The organism is Parabacteroides sp. AF17-28 (assembly GCF_003479205.1).
Lineage (GTDB): Bacteria > Bacteroidota > Bacteroidia > Bacteroidales > Tannerellaceae > Parabacteroides > Parabacteroides acidifaciens.
This window is the reverse complement of sequence record NZ_QUGV01000002.1, coordinates 208003-224455: the sequence shown is the minus strand read 5'-3', so window position 1 is coordinate 224455 and position 16453 is coordinate 208003. Positions and strand designations below refer to the sequence as shown.

Here is a 16453-nt window from a genome sequence, read left to right as displayed (position 1 = left end):
TTTTTTAGAACTTATTGCATCTGTCGAAGAAGCCGATTGCTTCCAGTTCCGCTTTCATGGCGGCCTCTTCCGCATCCGTCATGTTCTGGAACGGCGTGCGGTTCTTGCCTAAGTCGAGTCCGATCAGTTTCATGATCCGTTTCCCTCCGACGATGTTTCCGCGGTAGTGGCAGATCACATTGATGACTTCCTGTGAGAAGTTCTGGCGTTCGCGGGCTGTTTCCAGGTCTCCGGCAGCCCAAGCTTCGAGTATTCCGGTCAGTTCCTTGCCGTTGTAGTTGGTTGTTCCTCCGATGCCGCCCTGGGCGCCGCCCATTGCTAAGCAGGGAAGGATTGTTTCGTCCTGGCCGTGAAGCATATCGAATTTACCGTCTTTGTAGAGGCGGCATTGGTTGTATTCGTACAGGCTTTCGTATGTATATTTGATCCCGGCAAAGTTCGGGATGCGCCCGTCCACCGCTTTCAGCAGTTCGACCATCGGCAGGAAAGCCCCGTTGAAAGCCGGGATATGATAGTAATAGAAAGGAAGTCCGGGAGCGCCGGATGCGATCTCTTCGCAATATTTGACCAGCTCTTCTATCCGGTTTACCTTTGGAAAAGGAGAGGCCATTGCCCCGATTCCCCAGGCGCCGATCTTCTCGGCATGGGCGGCAAGCTTACGGCTCGATTTGACACAAGTGCTTCCGACATGCACGATGACCTTAAAACCTGCGGGGGCCACAGCCACCCATCTCTCGGCCAGTTTCATGCGTTCTTCGTCGGTCAGCATATAGCCTTCGCCGGAAGAACCGTTGATAAACACTCCTTTTAAACCGTTTTTGACAAGAAGTCCGGCGTAAGCTTCTATGGGTTCGTAGTTTACCTCCCCGTTTTCGTAGAACGGGGTGAAAGGTGCATCAATTAAGCCTTTAATCTTTTCCATTACTTGCGTTGTTTAATGTGTTTTATTACCTGGTATCTTTAAATACTTGGCAAATATAAATAAAATATTTTAATAACAAGCTTGATGTTAAAATAATATTACAAATAATGGTCTAAAGAATAGCGAGTTCTGTTAATAACGTATCATGCCGAGCAGCTTGCTCCTTGACAGAAGACAGGCTCCGATTGCGCCCGCCCGCTCTCCCAAACGGGAGATTTTGATTTCCGTATCCTGGTTGACCAGGTTAAGCGAATATTTGCGGATAGCACTTTTGATCGGGAGGCTGATGTATTCGCCCGCCAGTGAGAGTGTCCCGCCTAATATGACTAATTCGGGATTGAAGAGATTCATCAGTCCGGCAATGCCTTTCCCTAAATTGAACCCCATCTGTTCCAGTATCTCGATGCAAAGCACATCTTCTTTCCGGACAGCTTCCAGCAGGTCGCCGAGCGAAATCTCTTTCCCGCTGTCCAATTTACCGGCAAGGATCGTATTGCTGCCCTCCCGGTGTCGTTCCGTCAAGATACGGTGGAAAGCCGAGCCGGATGCTTCCGTCTCGAGACAGCCTTTTTTGCCGCAATGGCACAACACCTCGTTGTCGAACATGCAGAAGTGCCCGAACTCTCCTGAAAATCCGGACCTGCCGTAATAGAGATTTCCGTCTACAATAATGCCGAGGCCCAAGCCCCAGGCCATATTGATGAACAGGATATTTTTTTCTCCCTGTACGACGCCTTTCATATATTCGCCGTATGTCATGGCACGGCTGTCGTTCTCGATGAATACTTTTGCCTGCAACCGCTCTTCCAGTATTTGTGCAAGTGGTTTTTCATCAAAGTAGAAGATGCTGTAGCTGTAGCCCGATACCGGATTCACGCGGCCGGAGATATTGACTCCGACAGCCAATATTTTATTCCGTTCGATCGGCAAAGACACGATGAAATCTTCAATAATCCGGCAAAACTCATCGAACGAGGCAGGCGTGTTTTTCAGCTCGTACGGGACGTTTTCCTCCAATTGGACTTTATCCCCTTTGAAATCGATAGCCGCCATATTGAGCTTGTCTTTGAGCATATCTACTCCCACGAAATAGCCCGATGCGGGATTAAGACCATAAATATTGGGCTTTCGTCCTCCGTTTGTGTCTTGCTTCCCGAAGTCCAGGATGTAGCTGTCCTCCTGAAGTTCGGTAACCAGCTTGGTGACGGTCGGGACACTCAAATCCATTTCCCGTCCAAGGTCCGCAATAGTCGCGTCGCCATTGGCAATATAATAGTGGATGATCTTCTTTTTAAGAAGCTCACTCCGGTTATTGCTGTCGGAAGACAATAAGAAATTTGTGTTCATGGTCGTTAGATTTTTACAATAATAAAATGCTCCACAAAAGTATATAAAATTTTTTCAAATATGTGATTGTAAAAATAAAAATGTATATGAATGTGAACTTATAATAGATGTTCGATCGCTCCATCAGCACGTTGCTTCACGGTGGTGCGGAGTAATTCTTGCAGTTCCCCGAAACGCTCTTTGGGATAGCTGCTGGCGATTATACCGTCTTTCATGTAGTGGATATAATCGCAAACCGTTGTCAGGGTTTCGTAAATATGGGAGGTGACAAGCACTGTTTTTCCATTCTCCCGCAGGCGCGATAAGATGAGAGTCAGCAAGTGAGCGCTTTCGAGGTCGAGGCCATTGTAAGGTTCGTCCAGTATCAGGATCGGTTTGTTCATTTTCAGCACGGCAAGCAAGGCAAGCTTTTTTCTCATCCCGGTGGAATAGTTTTCGGTTATCTCACCTAATGGCAGCGATAGCAGCTTTTGCCAGCTTTCCGTATCAAAATTTGTCCCGCCGGAAGGGAACAGGTTCAGATACTCGTTACCGGTCATATAGGGGTAAAAATAGTTCTCCGATTCCAGATAGCCGATCTCCTTTCTTTTTAGCGGTGAACCGTCATAGAGAATGGTTCCGCTTTGAGGACGGATGAAGGAGTAAAGCGCATTGAGCAGTGTTGTTTTGCCTGCACCGTTCAATCCGACAAGTCCGTGGATTTTTCCCGTTTCCATCGAGAGGCAGATCCCTTTCAGGACATCTTTCTCTTTACTATAGCCGACTCTCAGGTCTTCAATTGTAAGCATAAAGATATTGTATTAGATTACGGCGTGCCGTGATATATTTTTTTATCAGAAGCAATAAAGTCAGAGGAGCCAGTACCGGGAAAAGTATGCCGAACAAGGAGATCGAAATAGCGATCTGCCCGCCCGTAATCCGGGTATTCGGTAGATAAGCGGCATATTTGGACACAACCATCAACGCAATATTCAAGCTCCCCAATAGCACGAACAGCACTGCCAACCACTAATGGGCGGGATGCAGGAGCGTGTAAAGCAGGCACACCGGCATCATCGGAATGAAGTATAACCGTATATATAGGTTTAATTTCCGGTGAAGAAAACGGTTGGCTGACAGCTCCTGTGCACAAAGTATGGAGGTCGGTTCCGAATAGCAGAAAAATTCAGCCATGATGCAGGTCAAAAACCAAAGTGACACCAAAGATACATAAGGCAAAGACAACCCGGCGTAAGCGCTGCCGTAAATAACTAACATCAGCCATCCATATTTACGGACGCCTGTTCTGTACTCGAAAGCCTTTTCCGGGATAAAACGTGGCGGCGAAAAACCTTTTTGTACCCGGCGGACAGGCTGTTCCTGAAGGCTGATCAACCAACATCCGATCCAGACTCCCAGTCCGATCCAATAATATCCGCGTATTATTTCGAGAATAAAGAGGGGTACGGACAGCAGCCAGTAATCCATAAAAAAGACTTGTTGAGGTTTTTCTTCCACGAGTTGGATAAAGTGGAAATCGTTGCGCCGCAAATGAAGCAGCCAGATCAGTAACAAAAAACATCCTCCTGTCGTTGCCGCTCCTGTAAGATTGTCCATAAAAGCATAGATCCCACACAACAAAAATACAGCCATCCCGGTCAATATCACCAGATAAGGCACCGGAATATCCCGTACAATCTTGCCGAATTGCCGGAACCGGAATTTCAGGAATGCTTTGTTGTAATACATATGCTCACGCTTTTGCTGATAAATATACGATTATTCTGGAAAAAGAAGGAATCTGTTTCAAATATCTCGAGTTTTGAACCTCCTTTAAACCGGATGAATTACAATAACCCCCTTTTTGGGCTTTTTTTCTATTTCGTCCGAAATCTTGATCCATTTTGGATTGACTTTTTGCATGGTTTCAATCTTTCCGGCTGACACCGGATGAGATGAGGTGCCGGGGCCATTCCGGAAAGTGTACAATTTGATTGTCGAAAGGTAGAAATGCCGGCAAAGTGATAAACCTTAACTCCCGGAGAATCGAATATTTGAAAACAAAACGGACGGCGTTCCAAATATCCCAAGGCAATTCAGGTGCTTTTTTGCCCTTATGACGGTCCACTTTTCAATTACGACCGTCCAAATCGCCATTACGACCGTGCTAATCTTCGCGAGGTGCCGAGTGCACTACACATTAGCACGGTCGTAATGGCAAAGAGGACGGTCGTAATGGCTGAAAACACTCAAAAAAGGCGGAAAAGTCCCTTTTTGCCGTCTGAAAATCGGGTTAACATTTGTTTGGAATTGGGCTTCTTCTGATCTTGGAAAATACGTTTTTTACAATAAGTACTCTTAAATGAGTGACATGGTAAGGTTGTCTTTTGCATCCTTTCTTCCGATGATGTGTTTAATCTTTAAGACAAGCTAATGGAATAATCTTAACTCCATCAGGGCGTGTGTAAGCCATTTTCCCACCAGTTATAACAATGAGAAGATCGGGTTCTCGAAGTGGAACCTGTTTCTCTTGTTTGTTGAATTCATTAATAAGACGCTTAATTTCAAGCAAATGGTTTGCTCCTTCTTTTATTTCGTTACTTCCTAATTTGCATTCAATCAATGCATAACGTCCATCTTCCAAATGAAGAACAAGATCAGCTTCAAGACCATAACGGTCGCGATAATAAGAGATATGACTATTAAAATCAGGTGTATAAGCTTTAAGGTCGCGCACGCACATCTGTTCAAAAATGAATCCAAAAGTCTTTAGCTGGGTTATAAGAACTTCCGGGGTTAATCCTAAGGAGGCTACAGCGATAGATGGGTCTATAAAAGAACGCTTTAGACCGCTACGTATAGCTGTTTTGCTCCTAATGGCGGGACACCATGCTTCAATGTTACATATCACGAACAGACGTTTAAAAGCTGTAACATAATCTTCAAATGTAGGTGGAGTACAAGATACTTCACCGGAAGAAGTTACATTTGCCATTAACGAAGTGTTTTTTACTAAAGTGGATATATTCCGGGCATAGGCCCTAAGAATCATTCGTGCCAATCTTTCATCTCTTTGCACACCATCAACTCGTGAAATATCCTCACGACAAACAGTGTCAACATAATTTCTTGCCACAAGAAGTTTTGCTTTTGAGCTCTTTATATTGACTGTTGCTGGCCACCCTCCACGACAAGCAACATATATCAAATCTTCGATTTGCATATCAGATGTAATTCCGTCTATGTCATATTCTGGGTTGTCAAACAATTCTTTTAGAGAAATTTTGCCATTGGATTCTTGTGATTCCCAAAGGCTCATCGGTAACATATTCATACGTGAAATGCGTCCATTACCCGAATGAAAAATCTGGTCTTTTTTTACAGCGTTAGAACCTGTAAGAATATATAGTCCTTGCTCTTGTCGCTTATCTACCATTGTGTGGACTGCATCCCAAAGTACTGGTGCATCTTGCCATTCATCTATCAACCTTGGGGTCTCTCCTAATAGCAAAAGCGATGGTTTGGATGCTGCTGTTGCAAGATATTCATCGCGCATATCTGTGTCTTGCATTTTAATGACACTTCGTGCTACTTGTTCGGCGGTTGTTGTTTTTCCACACCACTTGGGACCTTCAATTAGAACGGCTCCGAAGGCTTTTAAGCGTTCTAATAGGACTTTATCTGATACTCTGTTCAAATAACTCATAATATTATTTTTAGTGCTTGCAAAGAGACTGAATTATAATGGTTATAACAATCTATTTTGTGTTTTTGTGGTCCTTGTTCTGTTTAGTTGTAGCAGACCATATTCTGTTTGAAAGTAATTATGGCACGTGCAACATAATGAAAGGATTGATCTGAAATCGTCACAATAACATACTGGTATATCCATTAGGAATTTGTATCTTGCCCCCATAAATCATGAGATCTAACAAAATACACATATGAAAAATACATGGCTACTAATCCTGTTGTTCATCTGTTCATTCTTCTCCTGCCGGAATGACCGGGTTGCCCATGATCTGATGAACAGGGCGGAAGGGTTTATTGAAGCTGATCCGGACAGTGCTTATACATTATTAAACAGTATAGAAGTTCCCGATAATCTGAATGATAGACAGTTTGCCCGCTGGTGTATGTTGTATGGGCAAGCGGCAGATAAGCTTTTTAAAGATATGCCATATGTCATACAGCTAAACCGGGCTTTGCATTGGTATAAAAAACATGGAACCCCTGAACAACAAGCCTGGATGGGATTGTATTTGGGGCGATCGTATATGGAAGATAAACTTTTCATACCGGCAACAGAAGTTTATTCGGAAGCCTTGGATCTGTCGAAAGAGAAACATCTGTATAATGTTGCCGGGTATATTTGCAGTTATATGGCGGATCTTTACGAATATACCGGACAAGTTTCCGAAGAACGGCGTAAATTTGAAGAGGCTGCCGAATTCTTTAAAAAGGCACGCAATGAGCGAAGTTTTGCTTTTGCCTTGCGGGACATCAGTAAGACATGTGTGTTTGATGATTCCACCTCTCTTGCACTCGCTTTGATGCTGAAAGCGGATTCGATTGTTACAACTCTGAATGATTCGGTGGGGATGGCATCGATAGCGAATGGATTGGGGAACGTTTATGCGTCGATAGGAGAAATAGAGAAAGCCAAGAGTTGCTATCAGAGAAGTTTTTCTTATGATACGACAGATTTAGCACCCCATTATTTAGCATTAAGTAGCCTTTATTACAGCAACGACATATTGGATTCGGCCCGCTATTATCAGGAGAAAGCCGATTGCCCGACCGATAATCTCTATACTCCTTCCGACCGGTTGTATATGGGATATTTGATCGAAAAAGAGGCAAACGATATCTCTAAGGCTTTTCAATACTTGGAACAATTTTATGAAGCGAAAGATTCCTTATATGATGAGCAGAAACAGGTGGATATCGTAGATGCAGAAAAACGGCACAATTTATTTACCGTTGTCAAGAAAAACCGGAAATTGCAAACTGATATGTACATAGTATCATCTGTTGCAATTTTCATTTGTCTTGTCCTCTGTGTGCTCTATCAAGCCAGAGACAGGAGGCGGTTGAACAAGATTAATAAGCAACAATTGGTGTTAGATGAAAAAGAATATCAGCTAACAGAGTTGAGAAATGAAATTCGGGAAAAAGAAGCGGTACAAAAAGAAAAAGGAGAGACAGAACATGAAGACGTCGAGCTGATTCGGAATAAGATATCCCAAGTCCAAAAAGAAGTTATAGCTCTAAAATGTGATAAACTTCAGTACTCTTCTCTTTTTAAACAGATAAAAGATCGATGCCAAAAAGGGCATTTGAAAGATATGCAGGCTCTTTCTAAGAAAGATTGGGATAGTTTAATAGCCCTGATCGACTCCGCTTGCCCTAATGTGTTAACATTTATATGCAACAATCCGCTTGGTTTAACAAAAGCAGAGATTGAAATTTGCTATCTTAGTTTTTTAGGTCTTGGCTTGAATGAAGAAGCTATTTTGTTAGGCATCAATACCGATTCGGTGAATAAGCGCAGGCTTAGAACTCGCCATAAACTTAATTTGGTCAATACAAAGACTGGAATTAATGAATTTCTTATCAGTCAAACTTTGTAAGAAATGTTAATGTAATTTTGTCCATATAAAAGCTGCGACGTCTTGCCGCTATATAAAACAAGCCTGATTATCAGGCTTGTTTTATTACATATGTCCATATAAAAAGGCTTTTGTCCATATCGATTTTGCCCGTTTTTGTGTGTACTAAAACCTTCCTCTACTTTTGCTGCACATTTTAAAACAAACGTATATGAATACATTTAAAAAGAGAGTTGATATGAAAAAGAGTTTGATGTTTTTATTGTTGAGTTTCGTATGTTTATCTGTTTCTGCACAGAGTGGAAAAATCAGAAGTGGTGTGATTGCTGGGGTGTCGATGGATTGGTACAAGGATAAAGCGGTATCCAATGACAGACTTGGGTTTAATGTGCCGGATATGAAGCCTTCTTTTCATGTAGGGTATCAGTTTCAATTCTATTTGATGCACCGTTTATCAGTTGATGCTGCCTTATTATATGGGCAAAAACGGGGAGAAATGGCTTCAATAGGTTATGAAGTGGTACCCGTCGAAGGCTATAAGAGTAAATTTACAAGAAATTACATTGCTTTAAACGGAGTTGTTAATTATAACTTGATAGGAGGCCTGAAGATTGGAGCAGGTATCGAACCTACGATTCATTTTAAAGAAGATATAATGATTGAGAACAAGATTAAATCGGCATTTGATGTCCCAGTCGTTGTCAAGGCTGCCTATGCCTTCAAATACTTCGATCTGGCTTTGATGTATAAACATGGTACGTGCAACGTGATGAAAGGAGTTCCTTTTATGAAATACGGACGTACGCGTGATTTACAAGTTTCTATATTTGTCCCGATATTCCGCTGATATCTTGGTTTTGGAAAGAATGTTGAAATTCGTAGTTTGTAAATAGCAAAATCTTAATTTCCCGATAGGGGTTTCCTTGATTTTCCTGTCATATAGGTAAAGCCTAAAAGACGAAAAGGAAGTTGATATGAAAAGACATTTGTTGTTTCTGTTATTATTGGTTTCAATATCTGTGTCCGCTCAGGTGGAGCATGGTGTGTTGGTTGGTGGTGGTGTCGGTTTTTCGATGCAGGATAATAAACAGTTAGATTGGGACGCATCTGATCTCAAATACAATCATAAATTGAAAATAAATGGAATGATTGGTTACCGCTTCCGCTTTCTGCCGGAACGTACGTTCTTTTATGATCTGGATGTTACGGTAGGATTCCAGAATATGAATTCTCATAAGTATTCCCCGTTTTTAGCGGCTGATGGAGATTATGTGGGTCATAGTGATGGTGAAAAGGATTTTAGTGAATTTATCATGCCAGTATCCGTAGCGGCCAGTTGGAATATCCGATTCTCTAAGAATTGTTATTTTGGGTTGGGCGTTGCTCCGACACTCTATGCCCGCCCGCAAGCCGTCTTCGACTTGCCTGTTTTGGCAAAGTTGGGATGTCGTGCAGGAAGGCATTGCGAGCTGTCGCTTTCTTATCAATACGGTTGCTTGAATACATTAAAGCATTTCAACAACGGACCTGCTTATGGACGCACGGGACGCCTGTCCGATTTTATGTTTTCCGTGTATATCCCGTTTACCATTAAATAACAAAAACTCACATCCTTTGGATAGGGGACTTCTTTGATTTTCGGTCATAGAGATATAGTCTAACAAATAAAAAGAGAGTTGATATGAAGAAGAGTTTGATGTTTTTATTGTTGAGTTTCGTGTGTTTATCTGTTTCTGCACAAGGTGGAAAAATCAGAAGTGGTGTGATTGGTGGAGTGTCGATGGACTGGTATAATGACAAGACGATTGCCAAAGAGGGGAAAGGATTCAACGTGCCGGATGTGAAACCGGCTTTTCATGTGGGTTATCAGTTCCAACTCGAATTGAAACACCGGTTGTCTGTGGATGCAGCTTTGCTTTATGGGCAAAAGCGGGGGGAGATAGCTTCAGTTGGCTATGAAGTGGCACCTGTCAAAGGTTATAAGAGCAAATTTGCAAGAAATTACATCGCGTTGAACGGAGTTGTTAATTATAACTTGATAGGAGGCCTGAAGCTTGGAGCAGGTGTCGAACCTACGATTCATTTTAAAGAAGATATAATGATTGGGAACAGGATTAAATCGGCATTCGATGTCCCGGTTGTGCTCAAGGCTGCCTATGCTTTCAAATACTTCGATCTGGCTTTGATGTACAAACATGGTACGTGCAACGTGATGAAAGGCGTTCCTTATATGAAATACGGGCATACACGTGATTTGCAAGTCTCTATATTTGTACCGATATTCCGCTAATCTTTATTGTGTTTACCTGTTTCTATACAGAATGGGGAATATCTTATTATCTTTGCCTGTCAAAGTAATAAGAATATGGAAGATGAATTTGATATAAGGGACGCGCGGGTGCCGGAAAGCGAGCGGGAGTATGAGAATGCGCTCCGGCCGCTTTCGTTTCATGATTTCAGCGGACAGGCCAAGGTGGTCGAGAACCTGAAAATCTTCGTGATGGCGGCCCGGATGCGTAAGGAGGCACTCGACCATGTGCTGCTGCACGGGCCTCCCGGATTGGGTAAAACGACACTGTCCAATATTATTGCGAACGAACTGGGAGTCGGCTTTAAGGTTACTTCCGGACCGGTGCTCGACAAGCCGGGCGATCTGGCGGGAGTGTTGACCTCATTGGAGAAGAATGACGTCCTTTTTATCGATGAGATACACCGGTTGAGCCCGATTGTCGAGGAATATCTTTATTCGGCGATGGAGGATTACCGGATCGATATAATGATCGACAAAGGGCCGAGCGCTCGTTCCATTCAGATCGACCTGGCCCCGTTTACGCTGGTTGGGGCTACGACGCGCAGTGGTTTGCTGACGAGCCCGCTCCGTGCCCGTTTTGGAATCAATATGCACCTCGAATATTACGAGATGGAGACGTTGACGAAGATTGTGCTCCGAAGCGCCGATATCCTGAATGTGAAGTGCGAGCTGAGTGCCGCCCGCGAGATTGCTTCCCGTAGCCGCGGTACGCCCCGTATCGCCAATGCGCTGTTGCGCCGTGTGCGCGATTTTGCACAGGTGAAGGGGTCCGGCGAAATCGACAAGGCGATTGCTTGCTATTCGTTAGAGGCGCTCAATATAGACCGTTACGGGCTCGACCAGGTCGACAACAAGCTGTTGACGACCATCATCGACAAGTTCGGCGGCGGTCCGGTGGGGCTGACTACGATCGCGACGGCTCTTGGAGAAGATCCCGGAACGCTGGAAGAGGTCTATGAGCCTTTCCTGATCAAAGAAGGTTTTATTAAGCGTACACCGCGTGGCCGCGAGGTGACAGAACTGGCTTATACGCATTTGGGGCGTAGCAGGGGAAGTGAACAAGGATTCATATTTGATTAAAAAGTTATGGCAGGAGGAATGAAGCGGCTCGCCGGTGAGACCGCGATTTATGGCGTCAGCAGTATTGTCGGGAAGTTCCTGAACTGGATGTTGGTGCCGATGTACACGCGTGTGTTGGCTACAGAAAGCGATTATGGAATCGTGACGAATTTGTACGCTTGGACAGCTTTGCTGATGGTGATTCTTACGTATGGGATGGAAACGGGCTTTTTCCGTTTTATGAACAAGAAGGAGATTAAGCTTCCGATGCGCGTCTATGCGACGACGCTGTTCAGTCTTGCGATGACTTCTGTTTTCTTTATGGTCTTGGTGTTCGCTGCACTGACGCCGATCAGCCATTCGCTGGGCTATGAGGCACATCCGGAATATGTCGGGATGATGGCAGGGATTGTCGCGGTGGATGCCTTTTGCTGTATCCCGTTTGCTTTCCTCCGGTATCAGGGCAGGGCGGTTCGCTTTGCCGGTATCAAGCTGTTTAATATATTCCTGAATATCGCGCTGGTGATATTCTTCCTTATCGCCTGTCCCTGGCTGTACGAGCATGTGCCGGGATTAGTCAGTTGGTTCTATGTGCCGGACTATCAGGTTGGGTATATCTTTATCGCCAATGTGGCGACTTCGGCGGTGACCTTCCTGCTTTTAGTGCCGGATATGGTTCCCGGACTTCGCGAAAAGGCCAGCTTTGTGTTGCTGAAGCAGATGCTGAAGTACTCGTTTCCGATCCTGATCCTGGGGATTGCCGGTATTTTCAACCAGACAGCGGATAAGATTCTCTTTCCTTTCCTGTTTGAAGACAAGGACTATGCGAATACCCAACTCGGGATTTACGGCGCCTGTTTCAAGGTGGCTGTGGTGATGGTGATGTTTATCCAGGCGTTCCGTTATGCTTACGAGCCGTTTATTTTTGCCAAGAATAAGAGCGACGATAATACGAGGGCCTATTCGGAGGCGATGAAGTATTTCATCATCTTCTCCCTGATTATCTTCCTGGGGGTGATGTATTACCTGGATATACTGAAATATATTGTGCCGGTGGAATATTATCCCGGGCTTCGGGTGGTTCCCATCGTGATGCTGGGCGAGTTCTTCTTCGGCATCTATTTTAACCTGTCCTTCTGGTATAAACTGATTGACCAGACACAGTGGGGGGCTTATTTCTCTACGATCGGCTGTGTGGTGACGGTCCTGATAATCGTGCTGCTGGCCCCTACATTCGGCTATATGGCTTGTGCGTGGGCCTCTTTTGCCAGCAACCTGCTGATGATGATACTCTCTTATGTCATCGGGCAGAAGAAGTTTCCGATCCAATATGACTTGAAATCGGCTGCTGTCTACGGCGTGCTGGCGGTTGCATTCTATGCCGCCGGGATGTTGCCCCGGATCGATTCGGAACTCCTCCGTCTGGGCTACCGTACGGTTCTGCTCCTGATCTTCCTCGCCATTATCGTGAAACGCGATTTGCCGTTAAGCGAATTGCCTTATATCGGAAAGCGGTTTGCATCTAAGTAGAGATGCACGGCCGTGCATCTCTATACCATAGTGTTATTTGTAGGGATTTACCGGCAACCGTAATATGAAGCGGGCGCCGCCAGTGTAATCGGTGTCCAGGTTGAGGCTGCCGTTGAGTCGTTGGGTGATCAGGCGGCAGAGGTAGAGCCCCAGCCCTGAGCCGGGAATGAAATCATCGTTTTTGGTGAAACGTTCGAATATCCATTCGCTTTTGTCGACCGGGATTCCGCAACCGGTGTCCGTAACGGTGATACACATTGTTTTTCCGTCGTCTTCAGTTTGATAAGAGAGGGTGATGCTGCCTCGTTCCGTGAACTTATTAGCATTGTTCAACAGGTGGGAGATGATGAGGCCGAAATGGCTCGGGTCCGAATAAATCAGGTCGTTATTCTTGTCTCCTTCAATCCGGTAATCGATATCCGGCTTTTGATGTAATTTCTTCAACCGGTCCATTTCATGGTGGCAAAGCAGGTCGATATGGGTCGGTTCCAGCGGAAGGACATCATTGCTGCTATCCAGCTGGGCGATAACCAATATATCATCCATCATGGATGTAATGTTATTGCAGTTCGTGAAAATGATCTTGCTGAACTCCTTTTTGTCTTCGGGGCTGATGCCTTCGCTGGTGATCAGCTCGGCAAAGCCGTTGATCGCATTCAGCGGTGTGCGTACTTCGTGACACATGTTTTTAATAAAGGCATTCTTCATCCGTTCGCTTTCCTGCGCCTTTTCGCTGGCGATGACCACCAACCGGTTCGATTCCTGGAGTTCTTTGTAAAGGGATTTGATCTTACCCAACCGGAAGAAAATATAGATTCCGACACTGATCGCCAGGATAAGCAAAGCGAGGAACAGATAAAGCTGGCTCTGGCTTTTATGCAGTTCCACTTCCAGCGCCTTTTTCTCTATCACTAACTCGTCTACATTTTTCTTGATCTCGAGGTCTTCCACTTTGTTTTCCATACTTTTGGTACGGGCGGAATCCAACAGTACGGTATATTCTTTATAAGCCTCATAAGCTTCTTTATACCGGTGCAGGCTGTCGAGGCAGTCTATTTTGTCTTTTAACGACAGGACGATATTTTCGCTCAAGTCAAACGGGAAATCACCATCGCGGAAATAGTGGATGACCGAGTCGTTATAGTCGATGGCTTTTTGGTAGTCCTGTATCGACTTATAGTAGTTGAGCGATGTAAAATAACGATCGTATTCGGCGGAAAATGCGGCATCTTCAGGATATTTCTTATTCAGATTGATAAAGATGTTGAAATAGTAGGTCGCCATATCTTTTCCGACAGTTTCTGCCGAAGTAGCCAGGGTCGAGTAGGCATTCAGCAGGTGGCGTTTGCTTGTGTACGGACGCTTTTTCATCTCTTTTGTTTCCGCATATTCCTTTTGCATATTCAGATAGCGAAGGGAGGCTTTTGCCCGGTCTTCCGGGGCTGCTTCCATCAGGCTCAATATATTAAATGCGTTCAGGCGGAACAGAAACGAATAGTTGAGCGGGATATTATCTGATATCTTAATCAGATTGTTGAAGTGTTGGCAGACCTCTTTGTAAATGGCATCCTGATTTTTCGGGTCGACCCGGTTGCTGTTTGCCATGCCGAGGGTGTAATAGATCGACATCTTTTCGAGTACGGGTATATTCTTCTCCGTTTCCAGCCGCAGGCGATATTTTTCGATCAGCTTCATGCGGTCTTCGCCTTTCGTATAATAGATGACGCGTACGTCCATGATTGTCTTCATGTAGGTGACCAGGAAATCGCGGGCTTTTCCCTTTAGCTCGCGTTCGGCCTCCGCCAGATAGACGTTTGCACTGTCTTTTACGTCGTTGTTTACGTAATAGCGTAGAATCTCCGTTAAAGCCGCTTCCTTATGATAGTCGTCATTTTCGGTCAGAGCCAGATGGTACAATTGTTTGGCATAGTCCACTTGCTCCTCCTGGCGGGAAATATCCATCAGGTTCGTCATGGTTTCCAGCTTCTGCTGAGGGGATAAAGCGGTTTGCAAAGCATTTATCAAAGAGTCTTTAACCGCAGTATTCGCTGTGGAAACAAGAGGGAAAAACAGGAGATATAGGAGAATAATGCGGTGTTTCATCTTGTCTTATGAGGGATTTATTTCATTTTACTTACGTGTTTGTATATTTGTTGTCCGCAAATTTAGCTGAAAATCAACAATTATCCAGATATTTCCACTACTTATTTTATGTTCACTTCTCTTATTTTTTATTTCTGGATACTATTTCTATCTTTGTGCGATTATTGAATGTGTTAGCTTTTACCAATCATTTAATGGGGCGTTTTGTTACCACAACATTGATTTAATAGGATGGAAAAAGGATTGTTGCACAAGCAAATTAGGGACTTCTTTGTCCGTAATTTCGATGTCCGCCAGGAAAAAGAAGATGAGCTCGAGACCATCGAGTCCATCCGCAAAGGCATAGAATTTAAGGGAACGAATCTCTGGGTTCTTATCTTCGCCACGTTTGTAGCCTCGTTAGGGTTGAACACGAACTCGACGGCGGTGATTATCGGTGCGATGTTGATCTCTCCGTTGATGGGACCTATTATGGGCTTCGGCCTGGGTTTGGGAATCTCCGATTTCGAGCTGATCAAACGCTCTTTTCGCAATTTTGTTACGGCAACGCAGTGTGATTACTTCCACGCTCTTTTTCCTGATTTCTCCGATCAGTGAGGCGCAGAGTGAATTGCTGGCGCGTACGCAGCCGACGGTCTACGACGTGCTGATCGCTTTCTTTGGCGGTCTGGCGGGGATTGTGGCGAGCTCGACCAAGAGCAAAGGGAATGTGATCCCCGGTGTGGCTATCGCTACGGCCTTGATGCCGCCGCTCTGTACGGCCGGTTTCGGATTGGCAAGCGGCAACCTGTATTATTTCTTCGGTGCTTTTTACCTCTATTTTATCAATACGGTGTTTATCAGCTTGGCGACCTACTTGGTGGTGCGCCTGTTGAAGTATCCGAAGAAAGTGTTCCTCGACAAGCAACGCGAGAAGATCGTAACGCGCTATGTCGGCGTGATCGTCTTCTTTACGATCGTGCCGAGTCTTTTCCTGAGCTACAACCTGATCCGCGCCAGTTATTTTAACGACCGGGTCCGTATGTTCGTCACCGAAGAATTGAACTTCCCCAATACGCAGATACTGAACAAGACGATTACCGACACCAGTGACAAGAAAGAGGTGAAAGTAGTCCTGATCGGCGAAACGGTGCCCGAAACGATGATCACGAATGCCCGTGCAAAGATGCCGAAATACGGTCTGAAAAATGTAGACCTTGTCGTGCAGCAGGGATTCGGACAGGAAGCTACCGATATTAACGAGTTGAAAAGCCTGCTGATGCAGGACCTGTATAAAAACAACGAAGAAGTACTCCGTGCGCAGGCAGTGCAGATCGATTCACTGAAACGTGACCTGAACAGGTATCACACTTATAACCATCTCACGGTCGATCTGATGCCCGAGATGAAAGTGCTTTTCCCATACGTCGAGGAAGCTTCCTGTGCACGAACTTATCTGATGGCTGCGGATAGTGCCAAACCCGATACCGTTCTGTTAGTATATCTGAAGAGTAAGGAAAAGGTACTCGAGGCGGAGCAGAAAAAGATTAAGGAGTGGCTTGCCGCTCGGGTGGAACAAAAGAAAATCAAATTAATAATTGAATAATAAAT

Annotated in this window: 12 protein-coding genes and 1 pseudogene; 7 read left to right on the top strand and 6 right to left on the bottom strand. The window is 44.8% G+C overall.

The genetic code is table 11. From position 1 onward, the window contains the following. Positions 1-4 precede the first annotated feature (4 nt). From DWW90_RS02300 to DWW90_RS02275, 5 genes are all read right to left on the bottom strand, one after another. Positions 5-922 (bottom strand): dihydrodipicolinate synthase family protein, encoded by a 918-nt coding sequence (locus tag DWW90_RS02300; protein WP_122343839.1) that lies wholly within the window; start codon positions 920-922, stop codon positions 5-7. 132 nt (positions 923-1054) lie between these two features. Next, a complete protein-coding gene (locus DWW90_RS02295) occupies positions 1055-2269 on the bottom strand; it encodes an ROK family transcriptional regulator (RefSeq protein WP_115498436.1) in 1215 nt (404 codons plus the stop codon). Positions 2270-2367: 98 nt separating this feature from the next. Next, positions 2368-3057, bottom strand: coding sequence for an ATP-binding cassette domain-containing protein (locus DWW90_RS02290; RefSeq protein ID WP_122343838.1), 690 nt, complete (start codon positions 3055-3057; stop codon positions 2368-2370). 220 nt (positions 3058-3277) lie between these two features. After that, positions 3278-3997: a hypothetical protein gene (locus tag DWW90_RS02280; RefSeq protein ID WP_122343836.1), complete on the bottom strand. Its 720-nt coding sequence runs from the start codon at positions 3995-3997 to the stop codon at positions 3278-3280. Between the two features lie 664 nt (positions 3998-4661). Further along, positions 4662-5954, bottom strand: coding sequence for an ATP-binding protein (locus DWW90_RS02275; RefSeq protein ID WP_122343835.1), 1293 nt, complete (start codon positions 5952-5954; stop codon positions 4662-4664). Between the two features lie 319 nt (positions 5955-6273). Between DWW90_RS02275 and DWW90_RS02270 the strand changes: the two genes are divergently transcribed. The 6 genes from DWW90_RS02270 to DWW90_RS02245 all read left to right on the top strand — a co-directional run bounded on the left by DWW90_RS02270 (position 6274) and on the right by DWW90_RS02245 (position 12760). Beyond that, the gene (locus DWW90_RS02270) at positions 6274-7881 is read left to right on the top strand and encodes a hypothetical protein (RefSeq protein WP_233547630.1); all 1608 of its coding nucleotides are present in this window, start codon (positions 6274-6276) and stop codon (positions 7879-7881) included. 190 nt (positions 7882-8071) lie between these two features. Continuing rightward, positions 8072-8707, top strand: coding sequence for a porin family protein (locus tag DWW90_RS02265; RefSeq protein ID WP_233547629.1), 636 nt, complete (start codon positions 8072-8074; stop codon positions 8705-8707). A 127-nt stretch (positions 8708-8834) separates the two neighbouring features. Beyond that, the gene (locus DWW90_RS02260) at positions 8835-9458 is read left to right on the top strand and encodes a hypothetical protein (RefSeq protein WP_122343833.1); all 624 of its coding nucleotides are present in this window, start codon (positions 8835-8837) and stop codon (positions 9456-9458) included. 83 nt (positions 9459-9541) lie between these two features. Continuing rightward, a complete protein-coding gene (locus DWW90_RS02255; RefSeq protein WP_122343832.1) occupies positions 9542-10150 on the top strand; it encodes a hypothetical protein in 609 nt (202 codons plus the stop codon). A 75-nt stretch (positions 10151-10225) separates the two neighbouring features. Further along, positions 10226-11251 (top strand): Holliday junction branch migration DNA helicase RuvB, encoded by a 1026-nt coding sequence (ruvB, locus tag DWW90_RS02250; protein WP_122333492.1) that lies wholly within the window; start codon positions 10226-10228, stop codon positions 11249-11251. A gap of 6 nt (positions 11252-11257) precedes the next feature. After that, positions 11258-12760 carry a lipopolysaccharide biosynthesis protein gene (locus DWW90_RS02245; protein WP_122343831.1) on the top strand — a complete coding sequence of 501 codons (1503 nt, stop codon included), beginning with the start codon at positions 11258-11260 and terminating at the stop codon, positions 12758-12760. Positions 12761-12793: 33 nt separating this feature from the next. Here DWW90_RS02245 and DWW90_RS02240 read toward each other — a convergent pair whose 3' ends face one another. Further along, the gene (locus DWW90_RS02240; protein WP_122343830.1) at positions 12794-14863 is read right to left on the bottom strand and encodes a sensor histidine kinase KdpD; all 2070 of its coding nucleotides are present in this window, start codon (positions 14861-14863) and stop codon (positions 12794-12796) included. A 231-nt stretch (positions 14864-15094) separates the two neighbouring features. Between DWW90_RS02240 and DWW90_RS02235 the strand changes: the two are divergent. Next, positions 15095-16448, top strand: a pseudogene (locus tag DWW90_RS02235) (TIGR00341 family protein). Positions 16449-16453 lie beyond the last annotated feature (5 nt).

Bases quoted from the DNA above. Each gene is read 5' to 3' on its own strand.
- DWW90_RS02300 (WP_122343839.1), bottom strand. From the start codon at position 922: ATGGAAAAGATTAAAGGCTTAATTGATGCACCTTTCACCCCGTTCTAC.
- DWW90_RS02295 (WP_115498436.1), bottom strand. From the start codon at position 2,269: ATGAACACAAATTTCTTATTGTCTTCCGACAGCAATAACCGGAGTGAG.
- DWW90_RS02290 (WP_122343838.1), bottom strand. From the start codon at position 3,057: ATGCTTACAATTGAAGACCTGAGAGTCGGCTATAGTAAAGAGAAAGAT.
- DWW90_RS02280 (WP_122343836.1), bottom strand. From the start codon at position 3,997: ATGTATTACAACAAAGCATTCCTGAAATTCCGGTTCCGGCAATTCGGC.
- DWW90_RS02275 (WP_122343835.1), bottom strand. From the start codon at position 5,954: ATGAGTTATTTGAACAGAGTATCAGATAAAGTCCTATTAGAACGCTTA.
- DWW90_RS02270 (WP_233547630.1), top strand. From the start codon at position 6,274: ATGAACAGGGCGGAAGGGTTTATTGAAGCTGATCCGGACAGTGCTTAT.
- DWW90_RS02265 (WP_233547629.1), top strand. From the start codon at position 8,072: ATGAATACATTTAAAAAGAGAGTTGATATGAAAAAGAGTTTGATGTTT.
- DWW90_RS02260 (WP_122343833.1), top strand. From the start codon at position 8,835: ATGAAAAGACATTTGTTGTTTCTGTTATTATTGGTTTCAATATCTGTG.
- DWW90_RS02255 (WP_122343832.1), top strand. From the start codon at position 9,542: ATGAAGAAGAGTTTGATGTTTTTATTGTTGAGTTTCGTGTGTTTATCT.
- ruvB (WP_122333492.1), top strand. From the start codon at position 10,226: ATGGAAGATGAATTTGATATAAGGGACGCGCGGGTGCCGGAAAGCGAG.
- DWW90_RS02245 (WP_122343831.1), top strand. From the start codon at position 11,258: ATGGCAGGAGGAATGAAGCGGCTCGCCGGTGAGACCGCGATTTATGGC.
- DWW90_RS02240 (WP_122343830.1), bottom strand. From the start codon at position 14,863: ATGAAACACCGCATTATTCTCCTATATCTCCTGTTTTTCCCTCTTGTT.